This is a genomic window from Epilithonimonas sp. 33E (assembly GCF_059372615.1).
This window is the reverse complement of the sequence record NZ_CM182009.1, coordinates 2,861,328-2,879,780: the sequence shown is the minus strand read 5'-3', so window position 1 is coordinate 2,879,780 and position 18,453 is coordinate 2,861,328. Positions and strand designations below refer to the sequence as shown.

Genomic DNA, 18,453 nt, shown 5'->3' with positions numbered 1-18,453 from the left:
AATCTTTATTTAACTGTTACTAACAGCTGGAATAGGATCTGCATAGTTTGCTATTCCGTAATTTTGCGTTTGGCATAGCTCAGGATTATTGACATGCCACTCAAACTCATCTCTGAAGTGTCTGATAGCGGCAGCAACCGGCCAGGCAGCAGCATCTCCCAAAGGACAAATGGTATTGCCTTCAATTTTTCTCTGGATATCCCAAAGCAAATCGATGTCTTCCATTTTTCCTTCTCCTTTCTCAATTTTTTTCAAAATTTTGTACATCCATCCCGTTCCTTCACGGCAAGGTGTACATTGTCCACAACTCTCGTGGTTGTAGAATCTTGCTAAAGTCATCGTATGATTAACCACACATTGGTCTTCGTCCAGAACAATAAATCCTCCCGAACCCATCATTGTTCCGGTAGCAAAACCACCGTCTGCCAGAGATTCATAATTCATGTATCTTGGTTCGCCGTTGATGGTCTTCAGTAAAAGATTGGCTGGAACAATTGGAACAGAACTTCCTCCAGGGATACAAGCTTTAAGCTTTTTACCATTTGGGATACCACCGCAATATTCATCAGAATAGATAAATTCTTCAACGGTAATTGTCATATCGATTTCGTAAACGCCTGGCTTATTAATATTACCACAAGCTGAAATCAATTTAGTTCCTGTTGATCTTCCAATACCTATTTTAGCATATTCTGCACCACCGATTTCGATAATTGGAACAACTGCTGCAATAGATTCAACATTATTCACAACCGTTGGTCTTTCCCAAAGTCCTTTTACCGCAGGGAATGGTGGCTTCAATCTCGGATTTCCTCTTCTTCCTTCAAGAGATTCAAGCAGAGCAGTTTCTTCACCACAAATGTAAGCACCAGCACCTCTCTGAACATAAATTTCCAAATCGTAACCAGTTCCAAGAATATTTTTTCCAAGAAATCCGGCAGCTTTTGCCTCTTCAATGGCTTCTTCCAAAATATCCGGAATCCAGGAATATTCTCCCCTTATATATATATAGGATGTGTTGGAACCTAAACAGTAAGATGAAATCAACATGCCTTCGATCAAAAGATGAGGAAGAAACTCCATCAGATATCTGTCTTTGAAAGTTCCGGGTTCAGATTCATCGGCATTAACAACCAAATGTCTTGGAACACCTTCCGGCTTGGCCAAGAAACTCCACTTCATTCCCGTTGGGAAACCGGCGCCACCTCTTCCTCTAAGTCCGGAAACTTTAACTTCTTCCAGAACTTCATCGGTAGTCATTTTAAGCGCTTTTTCCGCTGCTTCGTAACCGCCGTGTTTACGGTAAGTCTCGAAATAACGAATTCCCTCTATATGTGCATTCTTAAGTAAAAGTTTTTTACTCATTTTCTTAATAATTAATCTAAAGCGATGGCTCCTTGTCTACAAAGGTCAAGAATCTCGTCAACTTTTTCTATAGTTAAATTTTCGTGATAGAATTTGCCCAACTGCATCATTGGTGCATATCCACATGCTCCAAGGCATTCAGCTGGTTTAAGAGTGAACAATCCGTCTTCTGTAGTTTGCCCATCTTTTATGTTGAGCTTTTTACGGATATGGTCTAATATATTATCACTTCCGTTCAGCATACAAGGTCCGGTTCTGCAAACTTCCAAAACATATTTTCCGACCGGCTTCATATTGAACATTGTATAGAATGTCGCAACTTCATATACTTCAATTGGTGTGATATTTAATAATTCTGCAACATAATCCATTACCGGAACAGCCAGCCAGCCACCAAATTCTTTCTGTGCCAAATGCAAAACAGGAATAAGAGCAGACTTTTGTCTCCCTTCCGGATATCTTGCGATAATTTTATGAACCTGCGCTAAGCTTTCAGGTTTAAAAGCAATTGTTTCGCTCATATTTAAAGATTTTAGATTTTAGATTTTAGATTTTACGATGAAAATCATAGTCTAAAAATCTTATCATTTAACATTTATCTTGAATAGTATTTTAGATTAATCAAAATTTATAATCTAAAGTTTATAATTTGAATTACGCGTCTAATTCTCCCGCAATTACATTCATGCTACACATTGTAACAATAGCGTCAGAGATTACTGAACCTGTAATCATTTCCGGATATGCCTGATAATAGATGAAGCAAGGTCTTCTGAAGTGTAGTCTGTAAGGAGTTCTTCCGCCATCACTTACCAGATAGAATCCTAATTCTCCATTTCCGCCTTCTACTGCATGATAAACTTCTCCTTTAGGCACATCAGTTTCGCCCATGACGATTTTGAAATGGTAAATCAAAGCTTCCATTTTTTGATAAACATCTGCTTTTTCGGGAAGATAAAAATCCGGAACATCTGCATGGAAAGGTCCTTCAGGAAGGTTTTCGTAAGCTTGTTTGATGATTTTAATAGACTCCCAAACTTCCTGCTGACGAACCATAAAACGGTCATAAGTATCACCGGCAGTTCCTACAGGAATAATAAAATCAAAATCTTCATAAGAAGAATAAGGCTGCGCCACTCTCACATCATAATCCACACCACAGGCACGAAGATTAGGCCCAGTGAAACCATAGCTCAAGGCTCTTTCCGCTGAAATTGCTCCTGCTCCAATGGTTCTGTCCATAAAGATTCTGTTTCTTTCCAAAAGGTTACAGAACTCCTGGAATCTTGGCGGGAAAGTTTTTAGGAAATCTTTCAATAACTCATGAAACTTCGGTGTAAAATCTCTTTCAAAGCCTCCAATTCTTCCCATATTGGTTGTCATCCTTGCACCACAAATCTGCTCATACATATCGTAGATACGCTCTCTTTCAATGAACATATAAGTAAGGCCGGTAATTGCTCCAGAGTCCATTCCTGTCACACCATTACAAATCAAATGGTCACCAATTCTAGCCAATTCCATCAGAATAACGCGCATGTAATCTACACGCTTTGGAACTTTAACACCAATCAGCTTTTCTACTGTCATATGCCAGCCAAGATTATTGATAGGTGCAGAACAATAGTTCATACGATCAGTAAGCGTGGTAATCTGAGAGAAATTTCTTCTTTCAGAAATTTTTTCAAAAGCTCTGTGGATATAACCTACTGTCTGCTCAGCATGAAGAATTCTTTCTCCGTCCATGGTAAGAACGTTCTGGAAAATCCCGTGAGTCGCAGGGTGAGTAGGACCAAGATTCAACGTGTATAATTGCCCGTCGATTTGCTCCTTGCTTTCGTATTGGTTAAGTATATTAGATAATGAGTTATCTTTCATAATATATAATTGATAATTGATAAGCGATAATTGATCATTAATCAATCATCATTAATCATTTATATTTTTTATCTTCCGAACATTGCATCGTTCTTGTCCGTTCTTGTTCCATCTTCCAGCTTATATTCTTTCAGCATCGGATGGTATCCCAGGTCTTCCATATTCAAGATTGGTCTCAAATCCGGATGTCCTTTGAATCTGATTCCGTAAAAATCAAAAGTTTCTCTTTCCATCCAGTTGGCACCTGCATATAGTTCTGTCAAAGAATCAACTTCTGTGTTTTCTCTCGACATAAAAGCTTTCAGACGGATTCTGAAATTTGCCATCATATTATGCAAATGATAAACAACGCCAATTTCTTTTTCAGGAGTTTCTGGATAATGGATTCCGCATATATCAGTCAGAAAATTGAATTCCAAAGTTGAATCCTTTAAGTAATGAATTACTTTTTTAATATCATCTTTCTTGATTTCCACTGTCAGCATCCCGTAAGGTTCTGAACTGGATATCACTGAATCCGGAAATTCCCTGGTTATAGCTTCTAATACAAATTCGTTCGTCATAATTAAATTCAAAATTTAAAATTCAATAATCGAATTTTAATTACTAATGTTATAAGAGTCTAAAAGGGCCTGATATTCTGGTGTATCTCTTCTTCTGATGCTTTCGCTTTCTGCTAAAGCCTGAACCTGCATCACGCCTTCGATAATTTGTTCCGGCCTTGGCGGACAACCTGGAACGTAAACGTCAACAGGAATGATTTTGTCAATCCCCTGAAGAACGGAGTAAGTATCAAAAATACCGCCGCTGGAAGCACAAGCTCCAACAGCAACAACCCATTTTGGTTCAGCCATCTGGGTGTAAACTTCTTTCAAAACCGGACCTAATTTTTTGGAAATAGTTCCGCAAACCATCAACATATCTGCTTGTCTTGGCGAGAAAGAGTTTCTTTCCATCCCGAATCTTGATGCATCGTATGTTGGGTTCAATGTAGCCATAAACTCGATACCGCAACAAGAAGTAGCGAACGGTAACGGCCAAAGAGAATATTTTCTTGCCATCCCGATAACACTGCTCAATTTAGTTGCGAAAAATCCTTCTCCTTCAAATCCTTCAGGAGCTGGTGCATCTGTTCTTATTACTGGTTTTTTATCTGACATTTCTTTTAATTATAAATTATAAATGATTAGTGATAAATGATTTCCAGAAAATTTATCATTAATAATTAATTTTACTTATCCCAATCCAGAGCGCCTCTTTTCCAAACATAGAAAAAAGCCACAAAGAAAATAGCTACGAATGTAAGAACCGCTAAAAAGCCTTCCATTCCAAATTCTCTGAAGTTAACAGCATAAGGATAAAAAAATACGATTTCTATATCGAATAGTACAAACAATACTGCAGTCAGGAAATATTTGATGGAAAATGGCGTTCTTGCGTTTCCTTCTACAGCAACTCCACATTCCCAGCTCTGGTTTTTAACAGAGTTCCCTTTCTTTTGTTTTGGCCCAAGGAAATGAGCACCTAATAAAGAAATAATGACAAAACCAAGTCCAACTGCTGCCTGAATTAGTATTGGAATATAATTTTCCGGTAAATTCATAAGATCTAAATTTAACTATGCAAAAATACTAAATAAAGATTTAATATATTAAATTATCCGGCTTACGAAAAGGAGAGAAAAGTCTGTTTTTATAAATTTAGAATAATTATAAATAAGGGATTATTTTTCTTTATTACCGATTCTCTTGAGAACAAGATAGGCAATGTAAGCGATATATAGAAATAAGACGCTGGCAAACAGGATGTTGATGATTGTATCTGTTTTTTTGTCTTCGATTGGATTCAGAAAGTTGTACAGGACAAACAGAATGATAAGGACGGCGTAGATGTATAATTGCTTTTTCAAATCGAAATTGATTTTAAGGTTGAACTGTAATTTCGAAAAATAAATTCGTTAAACGATTGTTTAGTTTTTGATTTCTAATGAATACGTTCTTCTCCGCTTGTGATTGACAGGATTATAGTCCTGCCAGAGAACCTGTACGTTTTTATTCTCTTCCAGTTCCGGATTAGTTTCAGCAAACTTAATTCCCATTTTTGTAAAGCGATCAAATATTTCCTTAAAAATAATGGCTGTAACACCACGTCTTTGATATTCCGGATGAACGCCGATCAGATAAAAATTAGCTCTGTCGTTTTTCTTTCCGGCTTGCAGAAAATGCCACCAGCCAAAAGGAAAAAGTTTGCCTTTGGATTTTTGCAAAGCTTTTGAATAGGAAGGCATTGTTATCGCAAAAGATACGAGTTCGTTATTTTCATCGGCTACACAAATAATGTAATTCTTATCAATAAAAGGGAAATATTTTTCTTTGTAAGTTTTGATCTGTTCTTCCGAAATTGGCGTGTAGGTCGAGAGATGTTTATAGGTTTCGTCTAGTAATTTGAACATCGGATCAACGAGAGGAAGTATCTCTTGTTTTGACTTGAAGTTAATGACTTTCAGTTTGTATTTCTCGGCGATCAAGCTGCTAAATTTTACCACTTTTTCCGGTAAAACTTCTGGGAAATTAATTTCAAATTCTACCCATTCCTTTTCTTTGGCAAGGCCAAGATTTTCAAGATGTGTAGGATAATATTCAAAGTTATAAAGACCGATCATTGTTGCCAGTTTGTCAAATCCCATTGTCAGCATTCCGGCTTTATCAAGATTGGTAAAACCCATTGGTCCTTCGATCTTATCTATATGATTATTCTTGGCAAATTGTATTGCCGTGTCGATTAAAGCTTTGGAAACTTCCTGATCGTCGATGAAATCCAGCCATCCGAATCTCACTTTTTTGACTCCAAGTTCCTGCGCTTCTTTATTATTGATCATTACGGCAATTCTACCAACAACCTTATCGTTCTTATAAGCAAGAAATTGTTTAGCAACAGAATATGACAAAGCCGGGTTTTCTTCTTTTTTCCAAATGTTCTTTTCTTCGTTAATCAATGGCGGGACATAATTGGGATTGTTTTTATACAATTCCATCGGAAATTTTATGAACTTCATCAGGTCATTCTCTGTAATCACTTGCTTTATAACAACTTTTTCCATATTCTTGCTTATCAATAACACAAAGATAGGTTTTAAGGCAAAATAAGCAATGTTTTGGCATAATTTTTCCTTAAAATCACATAATTATTTTTTATAAAAATGACAGGCTATTATTTAATTATTGGGATTTCGATGTTGTTTAGCTGGATTGTTTCCGCAAGGCTCAAATCGAAGTTCGAGCACTACTCCAAAGTACATCTCAGAAACGGGATGTCCGGAAAAGAAGTGGCAGAAAAAATGTTGAGGGATAATGGGATTAATGATGTTCAGGTAATCTCCGTGCCGGGACAGTTAACAGATCATTATAATCCGGAAAATAAAACCGTGAATCTTTCTGAAGCTGTATATATGCAGAGAAATGCAGCGGCGGCAGCAGTTGCGGCTCACGAATGCGGACACGCTGTCCAGCACGCCGTGGGTTACTCTATGTTGCAGTTGAGATCAAAAATGGTTCCTGTTGTTAACATAAGTTCCAGACTTTTACAATTTGTTTTGTTCGCTGGTATTGCAATTATGGTAGGAACAAGAACTATTGATAATCCAAACGGAAATACAACTGTTTTGGCAATAGGTGTTGCGCTTTTTGCGGTGACCACATTATTTGCATTTATAACATTGCCGGTTGAATATGATGCGAGCAACCGTGCATTGAAATGGTTGAAATCTACTGGAACAGTTACAGCGGAAGAATATGAAGGCGCAGAGGATTCTCTCAAATGGGCTGCCAGAACTTATGTTGTTGCAGCATTGGGATCGTTGGCTCAGCTTCTTTATTTTGCTTCGATGCTTATGGGAAATAGACGGGATTAAAAGTTATGAAAAATTAAATTCCAACAGCATCTCAGACAATTCGTTTGAGATGTTTTCTTTTTTAGAAGTTTTAATATTAGCTTTGATGATACAGATTTCCTTTGCGTCAAACTCAATGATTTTTGCGTCGTATTTATTCAGCAGGGTGAAGATTTGATTTTGCTGAGAAAATTTGAACTGAATATCTAATTCGGTTTCTAATTCTTTGGTAATGATTTCTGCTTGTTCCAATGTGTATTTTGCAGATTCTTTATAAGTTTTAACCAAACCGCCAACTCCTAATTTTGTTCCGCCATAATATCTTATAACGACCACCAAAACGTTTGTGATCTGATGAGCAAGAAGCTGATTGTAGATAGGCAAACCAGCACTTCCTGAAGGTTCACCGTCATCATTGGCGCGGTAATTTTCTCCATTGATTCCTAATCTATAGGCGTAACAGTGATGTGTTGCTTTGGGGTGGATTTCGTAAAGATGGTTCAGTCGATCTTTTATGTCAGAATCAGAGTTAACAGGGTAAGCGAATCCAATGAACTTGCTTCCTTTCTCTTTTAACAGGGCATCTTCTATTGGCTTTTTTATGGTTTGGAATTCAAACATTTGTCAAAAATAGAAATTCTTAAATTAAAATCTTTCCAATTTGCTAAAGTAAAAAAAACATTCCTGCCCAATAATAGCAACGCTTTTGTGTAAGTCTCAAAAAATCAGAAAAAATAAAATTCCGTCAATTAATTTTTATGTAATTTTGCATTTAAAATTTTTTAATATCAATGCCTAATACATTAATCATTGGCTCCGGAAGTTATGTTCCGGAAAACGTAATAGAAGGTTCTCATTTCAAAGATGCTGTCTTCTATGATGATAACCATCAGTTGATCGAAAAACCAACAGAGGAGATTATCGAGAAATTTGTGGACATTACAGAGATAGAAAGAAGAAGATACGCCAATCCGGAAGATTTTAACTCAGATTTGGCTCACAGAGCGTCTCTTGAGGCTATTGAAGATGCCGGTATTGATAAGGAAGAAATTGATTATATTATTTTCGCTACCAATTTTGGTGAGGTGGATGTGAACGGAATTCCGAATTTTATGCCATCAATGTCAGCAAGACTGAAAGGTAAATTGGGCATCAAAAGAAGAGATTGTATCAATTATGATATGATTTTCGGATGTCCGGGTTGGGTGGAATCTCTGATTTTAGCTGATACGATGATCAAGGCTGGAAAAGCTAAAACCGTTTTGGTTGTTGGCGGCGAAACATTAAGCAGAGTTACCGACCCTTATGACAGAAATAAAATGATTTTTGCGGATGGCGCCGGAGCTGTTGTGGTGACTGCTACCGAAGATTCTACAGTTGGTGTTTTGGCAGATAATACACTTTGTGATAACGGGGAAGAATTGTGTTATTTGGAAAACGGACCATCTTTGAATCTGGAGCACGATCAAAGTCAGTTATTCATCAGAATGAGAGGCCGTAAAATCTACGAATATGCACTTAAAAATGTTCCTGACGCAATCAAAGCGACGATTGATAAAGCAGGCTTGGATATTTCCGATATTGGTAAAATATTGATTCATCAGGCCAATGCAAAGATGGATTATGCAATGATCGGCAGATTGTTCAAATTATATGGACAAAAAGATTACGACCACGCGATTTCTCCGATGACAATCCAGGAGTTTGGGAATTCTTCTGTTGCTACGGTTCCGACTTTGTTTGATCTTATCAGAAAAGGTAAAATGGAAGGTCAGCAATTCACACCGGGTTCTCATATCTTGTTTACGTCTGTAGGAGCCGGGATGAATATCAATTGTGTGGTTTACAAATTTCCGGAAGGGAAAATTTAAATTACAATAAAGTAAATCTATATTTTAAACGTCAATAACAAAAAAGGAATAGTTTTTATTCCTTTTGTTTTTTTATAATATTATGCAAAAGACCATCTTATTTCTTCTCGGTATATTTTTACTTCTGGAAATTTATGTTTATCAGGCTTTTAAAACACTTTATTCTAATCAGAATGCAAGATTAATCTATTGGATCCCAACGATTCTGGTTTATGCTTTTTTGTTTTACTCGATTCTCACTTTTGACAGAGCTTCGCATAAGTATCTCAATCTTCAGATTGTATTTTCTGTGATTTTGATTTTTGTATTACCAAAGCTCTTGGTAGCTATATTTCTTTTGATCGAAGATTTAATGAGACTACTGAATTTCGGTTACAATTATGTCGCAACAGAGAATCACGGTTATCCATCAAGACGAAAATTCATAAGTTTGGTTGGACTTGGTTCAGGAGCTATTTTGGCGGGAATTATTTTGGATGGAATTATCTTCGGAAAATACCGCCATAGAGCAAGAGTAGTAAGGCTTAAACTGAAGAATCTTCCGGCAAGTTTCAAAGGTTATAAAATCGTTCAGATTTCTGATGTGCATAGCGGCAGTTTTCAGAATCCAAAACATCTGCAACACGCCATTGATTTGATTAATGAGCAGAATGCAGATTTGGTACTCTTTACTGGTGATATGGTGAATAATTATGCGGATGAGTTTGTCCCGTTTATCGATTTGTTTTCCCAGATCAAAGGAAAGGATGGTAAGTTTGCAGTTCTCGGAAACCACGATTATGGCGAATATGGAGTTTGGAAAAACATTGACGATAGAAAAAATAATATTCCTAAACTTATCGAAAATGAGAAAAAAGCTGGTTTCGAAATGCTAAGAAATGAACATCGGATAATTGAAAGGAATGGTGAAAAATTATATATTCTTGGGGTCGAAAACTGGGGGATTCCACCGTTTCCACAATTTGGAGATCTGGATAAGGCTTCGGAAAATGTGCCTACAGATGCAGTTAAAATCCTGATGTCACACGATCCTTCCCATTTTGATGCGGTAGTTAAAAAGCATCCTAAAAACATCCAGTTAACACTTTCCGGGCATACACACGGGATGCAGTTCGGTATTGACTTGAAAAACTTCAAATGGTCACCTGTGAAATACAAATACCCGAAATGGGCAGACCTCTACGAGAGTGAAGGCAAATATCTATATGTTAACCGGGGTTTTGGAGTGATTGGTTATCCTGGTAGAGTAGGGGTGTTGCCAGAGATTACTGTTTTTGAATTGAGTTAATTTATCAATTCTCTTTTTAATAATAAAAAAGCCTGTTTATCAATACAACGATAACAGGCTTTTCTATATGGTTTCTGTACATCCGCTGTACACTTCCTTTACCTTGGTTTTATTTCAATCTTGTTATTAATAATTGAAAAATAAATCTTTTTATTTGATAAATCTTTAATTTTTATTAAAACAAATAATCCTTCATTCTCGAAACAGCTATTTCATTTTCATCGATGAACTGAAACAGCTGCTCAATACGGTCTTCGAATCTGCGACCAATGTTGATCCTTTTATAAAACGGAAGTTCAAACGGTAACTCAGCGGAATTGAAAAACTGCCATGCATTGGCATAGATCATAACGTATTCATTGTTCTTCAAGCTTTCCAGAAGCATGCTTTCATAATACTTCATTGGTGTTACCTGGAGCACATAATCATTGAACGGAAGTTGCGAATAAGGCGACTGGCTTTCCGGAACTACGGTCAAATCATTGTGGATATGAACTTCGGTTTTTTCGGTCAGTTTTCGCCACAGAAAATTGAGTCTGGATTCTTCAATATTGGATACGTAATTGAAGTCCAGATTTTTAATTTCTGAGTAAGAAATCTGATGATGTTTTTGTCTTAAACCACGAACCGGTTTTTCCAAAAATTGCTCTAAATTCTGTTTAGTTTTTTCTATGTTTTCTGGTGTGGAATTGACATTATAAAATGCAATTTCGTGGCCTGAAAAAGAGATAGTTTTAATTAACTTTTGGAGCTTTTCCACAAGAGGAATTTCTACGAAAAAAGTAGCTTTGAATTCGTGAAGTTCTAATAAAAGCAGAATGATTTCTGTCTTTTCTTCGATAGCTTTTATCAATTCTTTTTCTGAAATATATTTTTGATTTAATATTTTGTTTTCAGAAACCGATATGTTAAAAGTTAATAAAATCACTTAAACTAAAATTTATATATTGTTTGTAAATAATTTAAAATCAGATGTTAAAATGTATTTTAATTGAATTAATTATTTAGATTCTGTTATTTTTCTAATTTCTTTTTAAGATTATTTATCATATCTATTGACATTGATGAAATATCAAACTTATAATCCAATCCCCAATCTTGTTTTGCAGCAGAATCATCAATGCTTGCCGGCCAGGAATCTGCAATCGCCTGACGGAAATCCGGCTCATATTTTATCTCAAAATCCGGCATCGTTTTTTTGATTTCAGCAGCCAGTTCTTTTGGTGTAAAACTCATTCCTCCAAGGTTATAAGAATAACGGATTTTCACCTGTTCTTTCGGAGCAGTCATCAGCTTGATTGTTGCATCAATAGCATCGTCCATATACAACATTGGCATCGCTGTATTTTCGCTGATGAAGCTCGTGTATTTTCCATTTTCTACAGCTTCATAAAATATCTCAACAGCATAATCTGTAGTGCCTCCACCTGCTGGTGCTTTCCATGAAATCAAACCGGGATAACGAATACTTCTGATATCAACGCCATACTTTTCGAAATAATATTCACACCATTTTTCACCTGCCATTTTCGAGATTCCGTAAACGGTTGTCGGATTAAGTACAACTTCCTGTCCCACATTTTCTTTAGGAATTCCTTTTCCGAAAACTGCAATGGAACTCGGCCAGAATATTTTTTTTATCATACCTTCTTTTGCCAATTCGCAAAGATGAATCAATGGGTCAAGGTTGAGTTTCCACGCAAAAAGTGGTTGTTTTTCCGAAGTTCCGGATAAGAGCGATGCTAGATGATAAACAGTAGTAATGTTATGTTCTTTGATAACGTCTGTAACGGCTTGAAAATTAGTAACATCTAATCTTTCATAATAACCTGCTTCCGTAATGCCTTCTTTCCACTTATCGAGACCAGAAGCAATCACATTTTCTTTACCATAAATTTCTGATAATCTTAAGGTTAGTTCTGTTCCGATTTGCCCTAGTGCGCCGGTGATGAGAATTTTTTCTGTCATAGTTTCATTTTTACTTTTCCTGATTCGCAAATCTAATTAAATTTGGGATTGAGAATCAAAAAGAATTCCAATAAATTTTTTAAAAATATCATAATATGCAAAATCAGTCACCCATAATAGAAATTGATGAATTAATTAAGATATCTGAAAATCCGAATCTCAGAATTTTTGATGTTAGAACTGGTCCTGTTGCCAAAGAAGAATATCTTAAAAAACATCTCAAGAATTCAGTTTTTGTTGATTTGAATTCTGATTTGGCAGAAATTGATAATCCAAAAAATGGAGGTCGACATCCGCTTCCGAAATTTGAAAATTTTGTCAAGACATTAAACAAATTAGGAATTGATAAAGATTCTCACGTTGTGATTTACGACGATAAAAATGGCGCCAATGCTGCTGCAAGATTCTGGTGGATGTTGCGTGCGGTTGGTCATGATAATGTTCAAGTTCTCAATGGAGGATTACAATTGGCGGAAAATCAAAATTACCCTTTAAGTTCTGGTGAATATTCTTATTCTGAAACCGAATATATTTCTGAATTCAACGATTGGCAATTGCCACAGGTTTGGATGGATGATGTGAAAAAAGCAATTCAAGCTTCTGATGCTGTGATTGTGGATGTAAGAGAGTCACAACGTTATGAAGGTATTACCGAGCCAATTGATTTAGTTGCCGGTCATATCCCGAATGCTCTTAATTTTCCTTTTATTGATAACCTGGATGAAAAAGGCTTCTTCAAGTCTCCGGAAGAACTTAGGAATCTATATTCAGAATTATTTGAAAATTATGATAAAAGCAAAATCGCGTTCCATTGCGGTAGCGGCGTAACGGCTTGTCATTCTTTGTTAGCTTTGGATTATGCAGGTTTCGATATCCCCAATTTGTATGTTGGAAGCTGGAGCGAGTGGAGCAGAAATGAAGTTTAGTTATGAATTATAAGTTGTGAATTATGAGTTTTCAAATGCATTCATAATTCATAACTCTTCACTTTTAAAAGCTTGCACGGATTTGCATACTTCCGATATGAATAGTTCTGTCACCGGAATTTCGCCCTTCGTAATTCACATTGAGTTGAATGAAGGAATTAATGGCTTGTTGAATATATAAAGTCCAGACTTGGTTTTTTCCTGCTTTCAGACCTTCTAACATTTGATTTCCGACAATGCTGTAGCTGTTGCCTGTGAAGTCATTGTTGATGAAAGAAAAGTTAGCTCTAATGGACGTCTTCGCTTTTTCCCACTGAAGCGTTCCTGATATTTCGTAGGTTTTTAAAAGTTCTTCGCCGTCGGTTCTTTTTTTCTGGCGCAATGCTCCAAATAATTCTGTTTGCAGAGTTTCGGTTAATTTGTATGTAGCTTTCGGTTTGGTTTCCCAGTTTTGAAGAAGGTAGTTTCTTGTATTGTAAACTTGTGAGCTATTGGTCACATTCTGGAGCGTGTTTTCCCAATCTGCACGAAAAGTTTTTGTAAAGGAATAACCGAGATTCATAAAATGAGATTTCTGAGAATGTTCCTCATTGCTGAAATTAGCGTTCACCAAATTATCATTGTCCGTGTATCGGTAACTTCCGTTCCAGCCGGATTTGTCATTGGAATTAAATAAAGCCGAAGCCAGAATATTCTGAGTTCTCAGTAATTGATCACTTTGTTTTTCGAAAGGATTCCAAACCAACACCTTGCTGCCTTTCAGATAAGAATTCTGTGAAAGTAAGGATAGGTTAAAGTTCCATCGTTTAAGGAAAGCATTTTCCGAACTGATGATGACAGAAGGATTGACGAATAATGCGACCTGAAGCTTATTTTTATTAGAAGCAAGATAATTGACGCTGTTGGTGTAAACTCTAATGTATTGCGCCAAATCTGCGTATTCTGCCACTTCAAATTCGTCTAATTGCTGAATGCCGTCGTTGTTATAATCCGTCCATTTGTAAACACCTTGTCCGTCGGTCACTTTGATATATTGAAATTCACGTTGCGCTTCCTGACCATTTCCTAGTTCATAGAAAAGTTGCAGACGCATTCCGTTTTTGAATAACTGCTGATTATAAAGAATATTTCCTACAACAAAATCCTGATTCTGATCGTTTGCAAAAGTCTGATTCTCATAAAAGAATTTTCTATAATGAATCAAAGTCGATAATAGAGTAGTCTCGGTTTTGATGATTTGACTTTCCGCCTGAATCCCGAGAATATTATTCATCTTTTGTAAGCGATTATCCAGAACAGAGTCATTGCCTCGGAAATACATTTTTGTCAGTAATTTGGTTCTTACAGAATCTGCAATCTTCTTCTGAACGAAAACTTCTTTCCAGCTAAAACTTGTCAGGTCCAATGTCTGGGTTGCGTTATATTTTTTCTCGTTATGTTCCATAGAACCGCCCAACATCCAACTGCCTTTTTTACCAGCTAATTCGGTTGAAACCGCTCCTCTGATAAAAGTGGTGTTAAGGTCTGTGGATTTGGTATCCAAATAAGAAATAGCTCCGAGGTTGGTGAATTTCCCGATTCTCCAGGTGGCATCCAAATCATTTTTGATTCCTTTGTAAGTGTTGGTTTCTTCGAGATAATTGATTTTATAATTAACAGATGATTTTTTATTAAAGTCATTCAGAAAAGAAAAGATAAATCGATTCTGCGTAATCTGACTAAATTCATTGGTTAGGTTAAAGTCTCTCCAGAAATCAACATTGTTAATTCTGTCCAGAATGTGAAAATTCTTCTGTATGACCTGATATTCGACCATTGGTGTTCCTGTCCAAGTATTTTTTCGGAAGGTTTTATTAGCATAGATTCTTGCCGCATATCCGATATTCTGCTTATTATCTTTCGATGAATAAAGGTTGAGATCGTAATTGCTCATCGAAACATCAGTTCCAATAACACCTTCATTTAATGCATATTCAACGTTAGCAGAATAAACCTGTGATTTTTCCGGAGCGGGGAGTTTTCTTACTGCCATATAATCTCCCAAACCAGTTCCTACATATTGGAAAACGCGGCCGTTGTTGGTGGATTGCTGCAGTTGGTAATCGCCTTTTCCACTTCCGAAATAAGTGAAAGACACCTGGTAGAGCACCTGAGTCTGGTCGGTAGAAAACTCATAGTGGAAAGGATCGGTAGTGAATACTTTTTTGTAGAGAATTTTATTAACGTCATATTCCGTTTCCACACCAGACGGCGAATACATAGAATCCTGATTGTTTCCTGCATTAACCAGTGTTTGTTTGTCTTCATCGCTAAGATTCAAAGATAAAGGCGCATTTTTATTGTCATTCTCCATAAACCAGCTGAATCCGGCTTTCAGTTTTTCTCTTTGATGCCTGATGTTTCCTGTAATCAAAAATCTTGTATAATTCCGATTGGTGTAATTATAAGATACGTTGATGAAATTCTGTTTATAAATTGGCCGAAAACTGGTGAATGTGATTTCGCCCGTATTATAATTAATAATATAATCTTGATTTTCGCCACGTTTCATCAATATTCCGTCGATGTAAACCTGTTCCGAACCCGAAATAATCGTAATAAACAATTCTCCATTTTTCCCAGTCAATCGATAAGGCCCTTGATTGCCTTCAATTCCTTGGAATCGCATTCTGAAGAATTCGCTTCGTGCAACACCACCAGAAACATCTACAGAAGTTTTATTACCATTCTTTTCCCAATTTGTCAAGAACTGTAATCCCATACTTCTCCTTTGATAGCGTCCGAAATAGGTGGCTTCATCATTGAGATCTAGATGTCCGGCTCGGATGATACTATGGTTTTTGATATTAAGCTGAAGATAGATCTTATCAAATTCTTGTAAAGTTTGAGTATATCCATCCGCTTGAACAGGAAGATTATGATCCGAAATGGAAGCCAAAATCGAAACATCAGGACTTAACTTTCCGGAAATCTGCATATCCATAGAACTCTGCACAGATGAGCCCTGGTTATTTCCAAAAGTAATACCTCTGATAATGGAACCTTTGGAATTGAGTTCGCCGAGGATTCTTTTCTTGTCGTTTTTTACAAGGACTTCTTCGTCATAAATGACGCGATTCTGTTTTTTGATAAAATCAAGCGTGTCTTTGGTGTAAAAGTCCTGATTGATTTTAGAAATAATAACACTGTCTTTTTTAAGGGAATCTTGTGGAATATTTGGATTTTTCCAATTGAAAATCTGTGCATTAATCTTAATTATTGCAAAAAAAATACAGATTATTAGGAAAATTTTATTTATCTTCGACACCCTTTTTCTTGTGATGTGTAAATGTAGTAATAATAGGCTTTATAACGAATTAACAATTATTTAAAACGGAAACAGGGTGCGTAAAATTATACTTAGCATTAAAATTTTATATTTGCCGAGCATAAAACTGAACAATTTTAAACTTTATATTATGAAAAAATTTTATTCTTTATTAGCTGCAGTAGCTTTGACTGCAACAATCAATGCACAAACAACGGCTACAATTACAATTAACACGACAAGCATTGGTGGAACTGCTGCTTTGGGAACAGGTAATTATAATGGTGGTGCAGAAAGAACTTGGACTACTAACGCTATCGATTTCGGTGGAAAAGCAATTACTGGGAATGCAAACAATACTCCAGTTGCTGGTGCTGCTGCTGGATCTAATATTCAAACTCAAGCAAACAATGGTGTTATTTATAATACGACGGCATTGCCTGGTAAAATCATTAGTGTAACTATCAATTCAGTTGGGACTGCTAGAGAATCTTCACTTTTCGGAGGATCTGCTCGTTTGGTGAACAATACTACTGCTGATTACACAGTAACAGGAGGCACTCAAGTGGGAGCTGCTTCTACAACAGGTTGGACTGCTACAGATCTTGAAGGAACAGATTACAGATTCTTCGCGGTTAAAAGAGGTGCTAGCGCAGCTTACATTACTTCTATCGTAGTAGTTTATGAAAGCCCTACAATGGCTGTTGTAGACGCTACAAAAGGTAAAGCCAACTTGGTGAAAAACACTATCGTTTCTAACGAATTGATCTTCGGTGTTTCTGCAAAAGTTTCAGTTTATAACGCTGCTGGTCAGGTTGTGAAGACTGCTGAAGTTTCTGAAAATTCAAAATTAGATGTTTCTGGCTTGATTAAAGGAACTTATGTTGTGACAGGTCTTGTTAACGGACAAGCTGTTTCTCAAAAAATTATCAAGAAGTAATTTAAAATATTTCTATTGTATATATAAGCGCTGTCAGTTTTGGCAGCGCTTTTTTTATTAACTGAATATTATTTAGAATATAACAAATTTTTAACTGTAAGTTTCTGATTGTTATTGTTTTATTAATGTTTTGGTAATCTAAAGTAAGATGAATCGTGATAGATTTGGCACAAATAAAATCTAAATAATCTAATTATGAAAAAGATCTATTCTTTCTTCGCAGCAGTTGTTTTAACAGCAACAATGTATGGACAAACAACAGTTTTCAATGCCACTTTTGATGATGTGGATGGAACAGGAGGTAGTGATGGTAACTGGTCTTCCAGTGTTGCAAGTAATGCGCTTGCAAGTTATACAACAGGAGGCAACTGGGATTTGACGAGAGCTTATAAAGGTGGAGGTTGTCTGAAAATGGGAACTGCAAGTGTTTTGGGAGTATTAAAAACACCAGGCATTACTTTGACAGGTAACGGAACACTTACTTTCAGAGCGGCAGCCTGGAACGGAAATAATGAGCAAACTACTTTGAAAATTTCTGCTACAGGAGGAACTTTGAGCTTGGCTACGGTGACCATTGTGAAAGCCAGTTACACAACTTATACCGTTAATATAACCAATGCAACCGGAAATCTGGTTATTGCTTTTGAAGGTAATGCACCTGCAAACGGCAGATTTTTTATTGATGATATAAAAGTCACAGCTCCAACAATGGCTGTTGCAGATGTTATCAAAGCAAAAACCAATCTGGTTAAAAATACCATTGCAACAGATGAATTGTTTTTTGGTGTTTCTTCAAAAGTATCTGTATATAATACCGCGGGACAAATGGTAAAAGCTGCTGATGTTACAGAAAATGGAAGATTGGATATTTCTGCTTTGCCAAAAGGTAATTATGTGTTAACAGGTCTTGTTAATGGACAGGCAGTATCTCAGAAAATTATCAAGAAATAATTTTACACTAAATCTATAAATGAACGTTGCCAATCCTGGCAATGTTTTTTTGTTTAAAAGCTATTGAGTT

18 protein-coding genes are annotated in these 18,453 nt (G+C 36.4%); 6 read left to right on the top strand and 12 right to left on the bottom strand.

Annotated features, from left to right (window positions below; translation table 11 throughout):
* Positions 1-9: 9 nt before the first annotated feature.
* The 8 genes from nuoF to AC5P2S_RS13155 all read right to left on the bottom strand — a co-directional run bounded on the left by nuoF (position 10) and on the right by AC5P2S_RS13155 (position 6,343).
* A complete protein-coding gene (gene nuoF, locus AC5P2S_RS13190; RefSeq protein WP_283416611.1) occupies positions 10-1,365 on the bottom strand; it encodes an NADH-quinone oxidoreductase subunit NuoF in 1,356 nt (451 codons plus the stop codon).
* An 11-nt stretch (positions 1,366-1,376) separates the two neighbouring features.
* Complete coding sequence (locus tag AC5P2S_RS13185) at positions 1,377-1,886, bottom strand: NADH-quinone oxidoreductase subunit NuoE family protein (protein ID WP_283416612.1); 510 nt, start codon at positions 1,884-1,886, stop codon at positions 1,377-1,379.
* Positions 1,887-2,019: 133 nt separating this feature from the next.
* The gene (locus AC5P2S_RS13180) at positions 2,020-3,243 is read right to left on the bottom strand and encodes an NADH-quinone oxidoreductase subunit D (RefSeq protein ID WP_494555183.1); all 1,224 of its coding nucleotides are present in this window, start codon (positions 3,241-3,243) and stop codon (positions 2,020-2,022) included.
* A 68-nt stretch (positions 3,244-3,311) separates the two neighbouring features.
* Entirely contained in the window at positions 3,312-3,806 is a 495-nt protein-coding gene (locus AC5P2S_RS13175) for an NADH-quinone oxidoreductase subunit C (RefSeq protein ID WP_494555182.1), read from the bottom strand.
* Positions 3,807-3,842: 36 nt separating this feature from the next.
* Positions 3,843-4,403 (bottom strand): NADH-quinone oxidoreductase subunit B, encoded by a 561-nt coding sequence (locus AC5P2S_RS13170; protein WP_494555181.1) that lies wholly within the window; start codon positions 4,401-4,403, stop codon positions 3,843-3,845.
* Between the two features lie 71 nt (positions 4,404-4,474).
* Positions 4,475-4,846, bottom strand: a complete 372-nt coding sequence (locus AC5P2S_RS13165; RefSeq protein WP_283416616.1) for an NADH-quinone oxidoreductase subunit A — start codon at positions 4,844-4,846, stop codon at positions 4,475-4,477.
* Between the two features lie 120 nt (positions 4,847-4,966).
* Positions 4,967-5,152: a hypothetical protein gene (locus AC5P2S_RS13160; protein WP_283416617.1), complete on the bottom strand. Its 186-nt coding sequence runs from the start codon at positions 5,150-5,152 to the stop codon at positions 4,967-4,969.
* A gap of 60 nt (positions 5,153-5,212) precedes the next feature.
* A complete protein-coding gene (locus AC5P2S_RS13155) occupies positions 5,213-6,343 on the bottom strand; it encodes a GNAT family N-acetyltransferase (RefSeq protein ID WP_494555180.1) in 1,131 nt (376 codons plus the stop codon).
* A 99-nt stretch (positions 6,344-6,442) separates the two neighbouring features.
* Here AC5P2S_RS13155 and AC5P2S_RS13150 point away from each other — a divergent pair, with 99 nt between their 5' ends.
* Entirely contained in the window at positions 6,443-7,153 is a 711-nt protein-coding gene (locus tag AC5P2S_RS13150; RefSeq protein ID WP_120213586.1) for a zinc metallopeptidase, read from the top strand.
* Positions 7,154-7,156: 3 nt separating this feature from the next.
* Here the strand turns inward: AC5P2S_RS13150 and AC5P2S_RS13145 are convergent, their stop codons facing one another.
* Complete coding sequence (locus AC5P2S_RS13145) at positions 7,157-7,753, bottom strand: IMPACT family protein (protein WP_494555179.1); 597 nt, start codon at positions 7,751-7,753, stop codon at positions 7,157-7,159.
* Between the two features lie 170 nt (positions 7,754-7,923).
* On the opposite strand from AC5P2S_RS13145, the gene AC5P2S_RS13140 reads away from it, so the two are divergent.
* Positions 7,924-9,003 (top strand): 3-oxoacyl-ACP synthase III family protein, encoded by a 1,080-nt coding sequence (locus AC5P2S_RS13140; protein ID WP_494555178.1) that lies wholly within the window; start codon positions 7,924-7,926, stop codon positions 9,001-9,003.
* Positions 9,004-9,085: 82 nt separating this feature from the next.
* Positions 9,086-10,291 (top strand): metallophosphoesterase, encoded by a 1,206-nt coding sequence (locus AC5P2S_RS13135; protein WP_494555177.1) that lies wholly within the window; start codon positions 9,086-9,088, stop codon positions 10,289-10,291.
* A 175-nt stretch (positions 10,292-10,466) separates the two neighbouring features.
* Here the strand turns inward: AC5P2S_RS13135 and AC5P2S_RS13130 are convergent, their stop codons facing one another.
* Both AC5P2S_RS13130 and AC5P2S_RS13125 read right to left on the bottom strand, forming a co-directional pair.
* Complete coding sequence (locus tag AC5P2S_RS13130) at positions 10,467-11,219, bottom strand: polysaccharide deacetylase family protein (RefSeq protein ID WP_494555176.1); 753 nt, start codon at positions 11,217-11,219, stop codon at positions 10,467-10,469.
* An 86-nt stretch (positions 11,220-11,305) separates the two neighbouring features.
* A complete protein-coding gene (locus AC5P2S_RS13125; protein ID WP_494555175.1) occupies positions 11,306-12,259 on the bottom strand; it encodes an NAD-dependent epimerase/dehydratase family protein in 954 nt (317 codons plus the stop codon).
* 95 nt (positions 12,260-12,354) lie between these two features.
* On the opposite strand from AC5P2S_RS13125, the gene AC5P2S_RS13120 reads away from it, so the two are divergent.
* Positions 12,355-13,185 carry a sulfurtransferase gene (locus AC5P2S_RS13120; protein ID WP_494555174.1) on the top strand — a complete coding sequence of 277 codons (831 nt, stop codon included), beginning with the start codon at positions 12,355-12,357 and terminating at the stop codon, positions 13,183-13,185.
* 64 nt (positions 13,186-13,249) lie between these two features.
* On the opposite strand, the gene AC5P2S_RS13115 is transcribed toward AC5P2S_RS13120, so the two are convergent.
* On the bottom strand, positions 13,250-16,492 hold the full coding sequence (locus tag AC5P2S_RS13115) for a DUF8818 domain-containing protein (protein WP_494555173.1): 3,243 nt from the start codon (positions 16,490-16,492) through the stop codon (positions 13,250-13,252).
* 151 nt (positions 16,493-16,643) lie between these two features.
* Between AC5P2S_RS13115 and AC5P2S_RS13110 the strand changes: the two genes are divergently transcribed.
* Both AC5P2S_RS13110 and AC5P2S_RS13105 read left to right on the top strand, forming a co-directional pair.
* Positions 16,644-17,432, top strand: coding sequence for a T9SS type A sorting domain-containing protein (locus AC5P2S_RS13110; RefSeq protein ID WP_494555172.1), 789 nt, complete (start codon positions 16,644-16,646; stop codon positions 17,430-17,432).
* Positions 17,433-17,627: 195 nt separating this feature from the next.
* Positions 17,628-18,383 carry a T9SS-dependent surface endonuclease, AS87_RS02955 family gene (locus AC5P2S_RS13105; protein ID WP_494555171.1) on the top strand — a complete coding sequence of 252 codons (756 nt, stop codon included), beginning with the start codon at positions 17,628-17,630 and terminating at the stop codon, positions 18,381-18,383.
* Positions 18,384-18,453 lie beyond the last annotated feature (70 nt).

What these genes read in the sequence shown, in the direction of transcription:
- AC5P2S_RS13110 (WP_494555172.1), top strand. Translation starts at nt 16,644, where the DNA reads ATGAAAAAATTTTATTCTTTATTAGCTGCAGTAGCTTTGACTGCAACA.
- nuoF (WP_283416611.1), bottom strand. Translation starts at nt 1,365, where the DNA reads ATGAGTAAAAAACTTTTACTTAAGAATGCACATATAGAGGGAATTCGT.
- AC5P2S_RS13140 (WP_494555178.1), top strand. Translation starts at nt 7,924, where the DNA reads ATGCCTAATACATTAATCATTGGCTCCGGAAGTTATGTTCCGGAAAAC.
- AC5P2S_RS13180 (WP_494555183.1), bottom strand. Translation starts at nt 3,243, where the DNA reads ATGAAAGATAACTCATTATCTAATATACTTAACCAATACGAAAGCAAG.
- AC5P2S_RS13145 (WP_494555179.1), bottom strand. Translation starts at nt 7,753, where the DNA reads ATGTTTGAATTCCAAACCATAAAAAAGCCAATAGAAGATGCCCTGTTA.
- AC5P2S_RS13175 (WP_494555182.1), bottom strand. Translation starts at nt 3,806, where the DNA reads ATGACGAACGAATTTGTATTAGAAGCTATAACCAGGGAATTTCCGGAT.
- AC5P2S_RS13170 (WP_494555181.1), bottom strand. Translation starts at nt 4,403, where the DNA reads ATGTCAGATAAAAAACCAGTAATAAGAACAGATGCACCAGCTCCTGAA.
- AC5P2S_RS13135 (WP_494555177.1), top strand. Translation starts at nt 9,086, where the DNA reads ATGCAAAAGACCATCTTATTTCTTCTCGGTATATTTTTACTTCTGGAA.
- AC5P2S_RS13165 (WP_283416616.1), bottom strand. Translation starts at nt 4,846, where the DNA reads ATGAATTTACCGGAAAATTATATTCCAATACTAATTCAGGCAGCAGTT.
- AC5P2S_RS13120 (WP_494555174.1), top strand. Translation starts at nt 12,355, where the DNA reads ATGCAAAATCAGTCACCCATAATAGAAATTGATGAATTAATTAAGATA.
- AC5P2S_RS13105 (WP_494555171.1), top strand. Translation starts at nt 17,628, where the DNA reads ATGAAAAAGATCTATTCTTTCTTCGCAGCAGTTGTTTTAACAGCAACA.
- AC5P2S_RS13125 (WP_494555175.1), bottom strand. Translation starts at nt 12,259, where the DNA reads ATGACAGAAAAAATTCTCATCACCGGCGCACTAGGGCAAATCGGAACA.
- AC5P2S_RS13150 (WP_120213586.1), top strand. Translation starts at nt 6,443, where the DNA reads ATGACAGGCTATTATTTAATTATTGGGATTTCGATGTTGTTTAGCTGG.
- AC5P2S_RS13155 (WP_494555180.1), bottom strand. Translation starts at nt 6,343, where the DNA reads ATGGAAAAAGTTGTTATAAAGCAAGTGATTACAGAGAATGACCTGATG.
- AC5P2S_RS13185 (WP_283416612.1), bottom strand. Translation starts at nt 1,886, where the DNA reads ATGAGCGAAACAATTGCTTTTAAACCTGAAAGCTTAGCGCAGGTTCAT.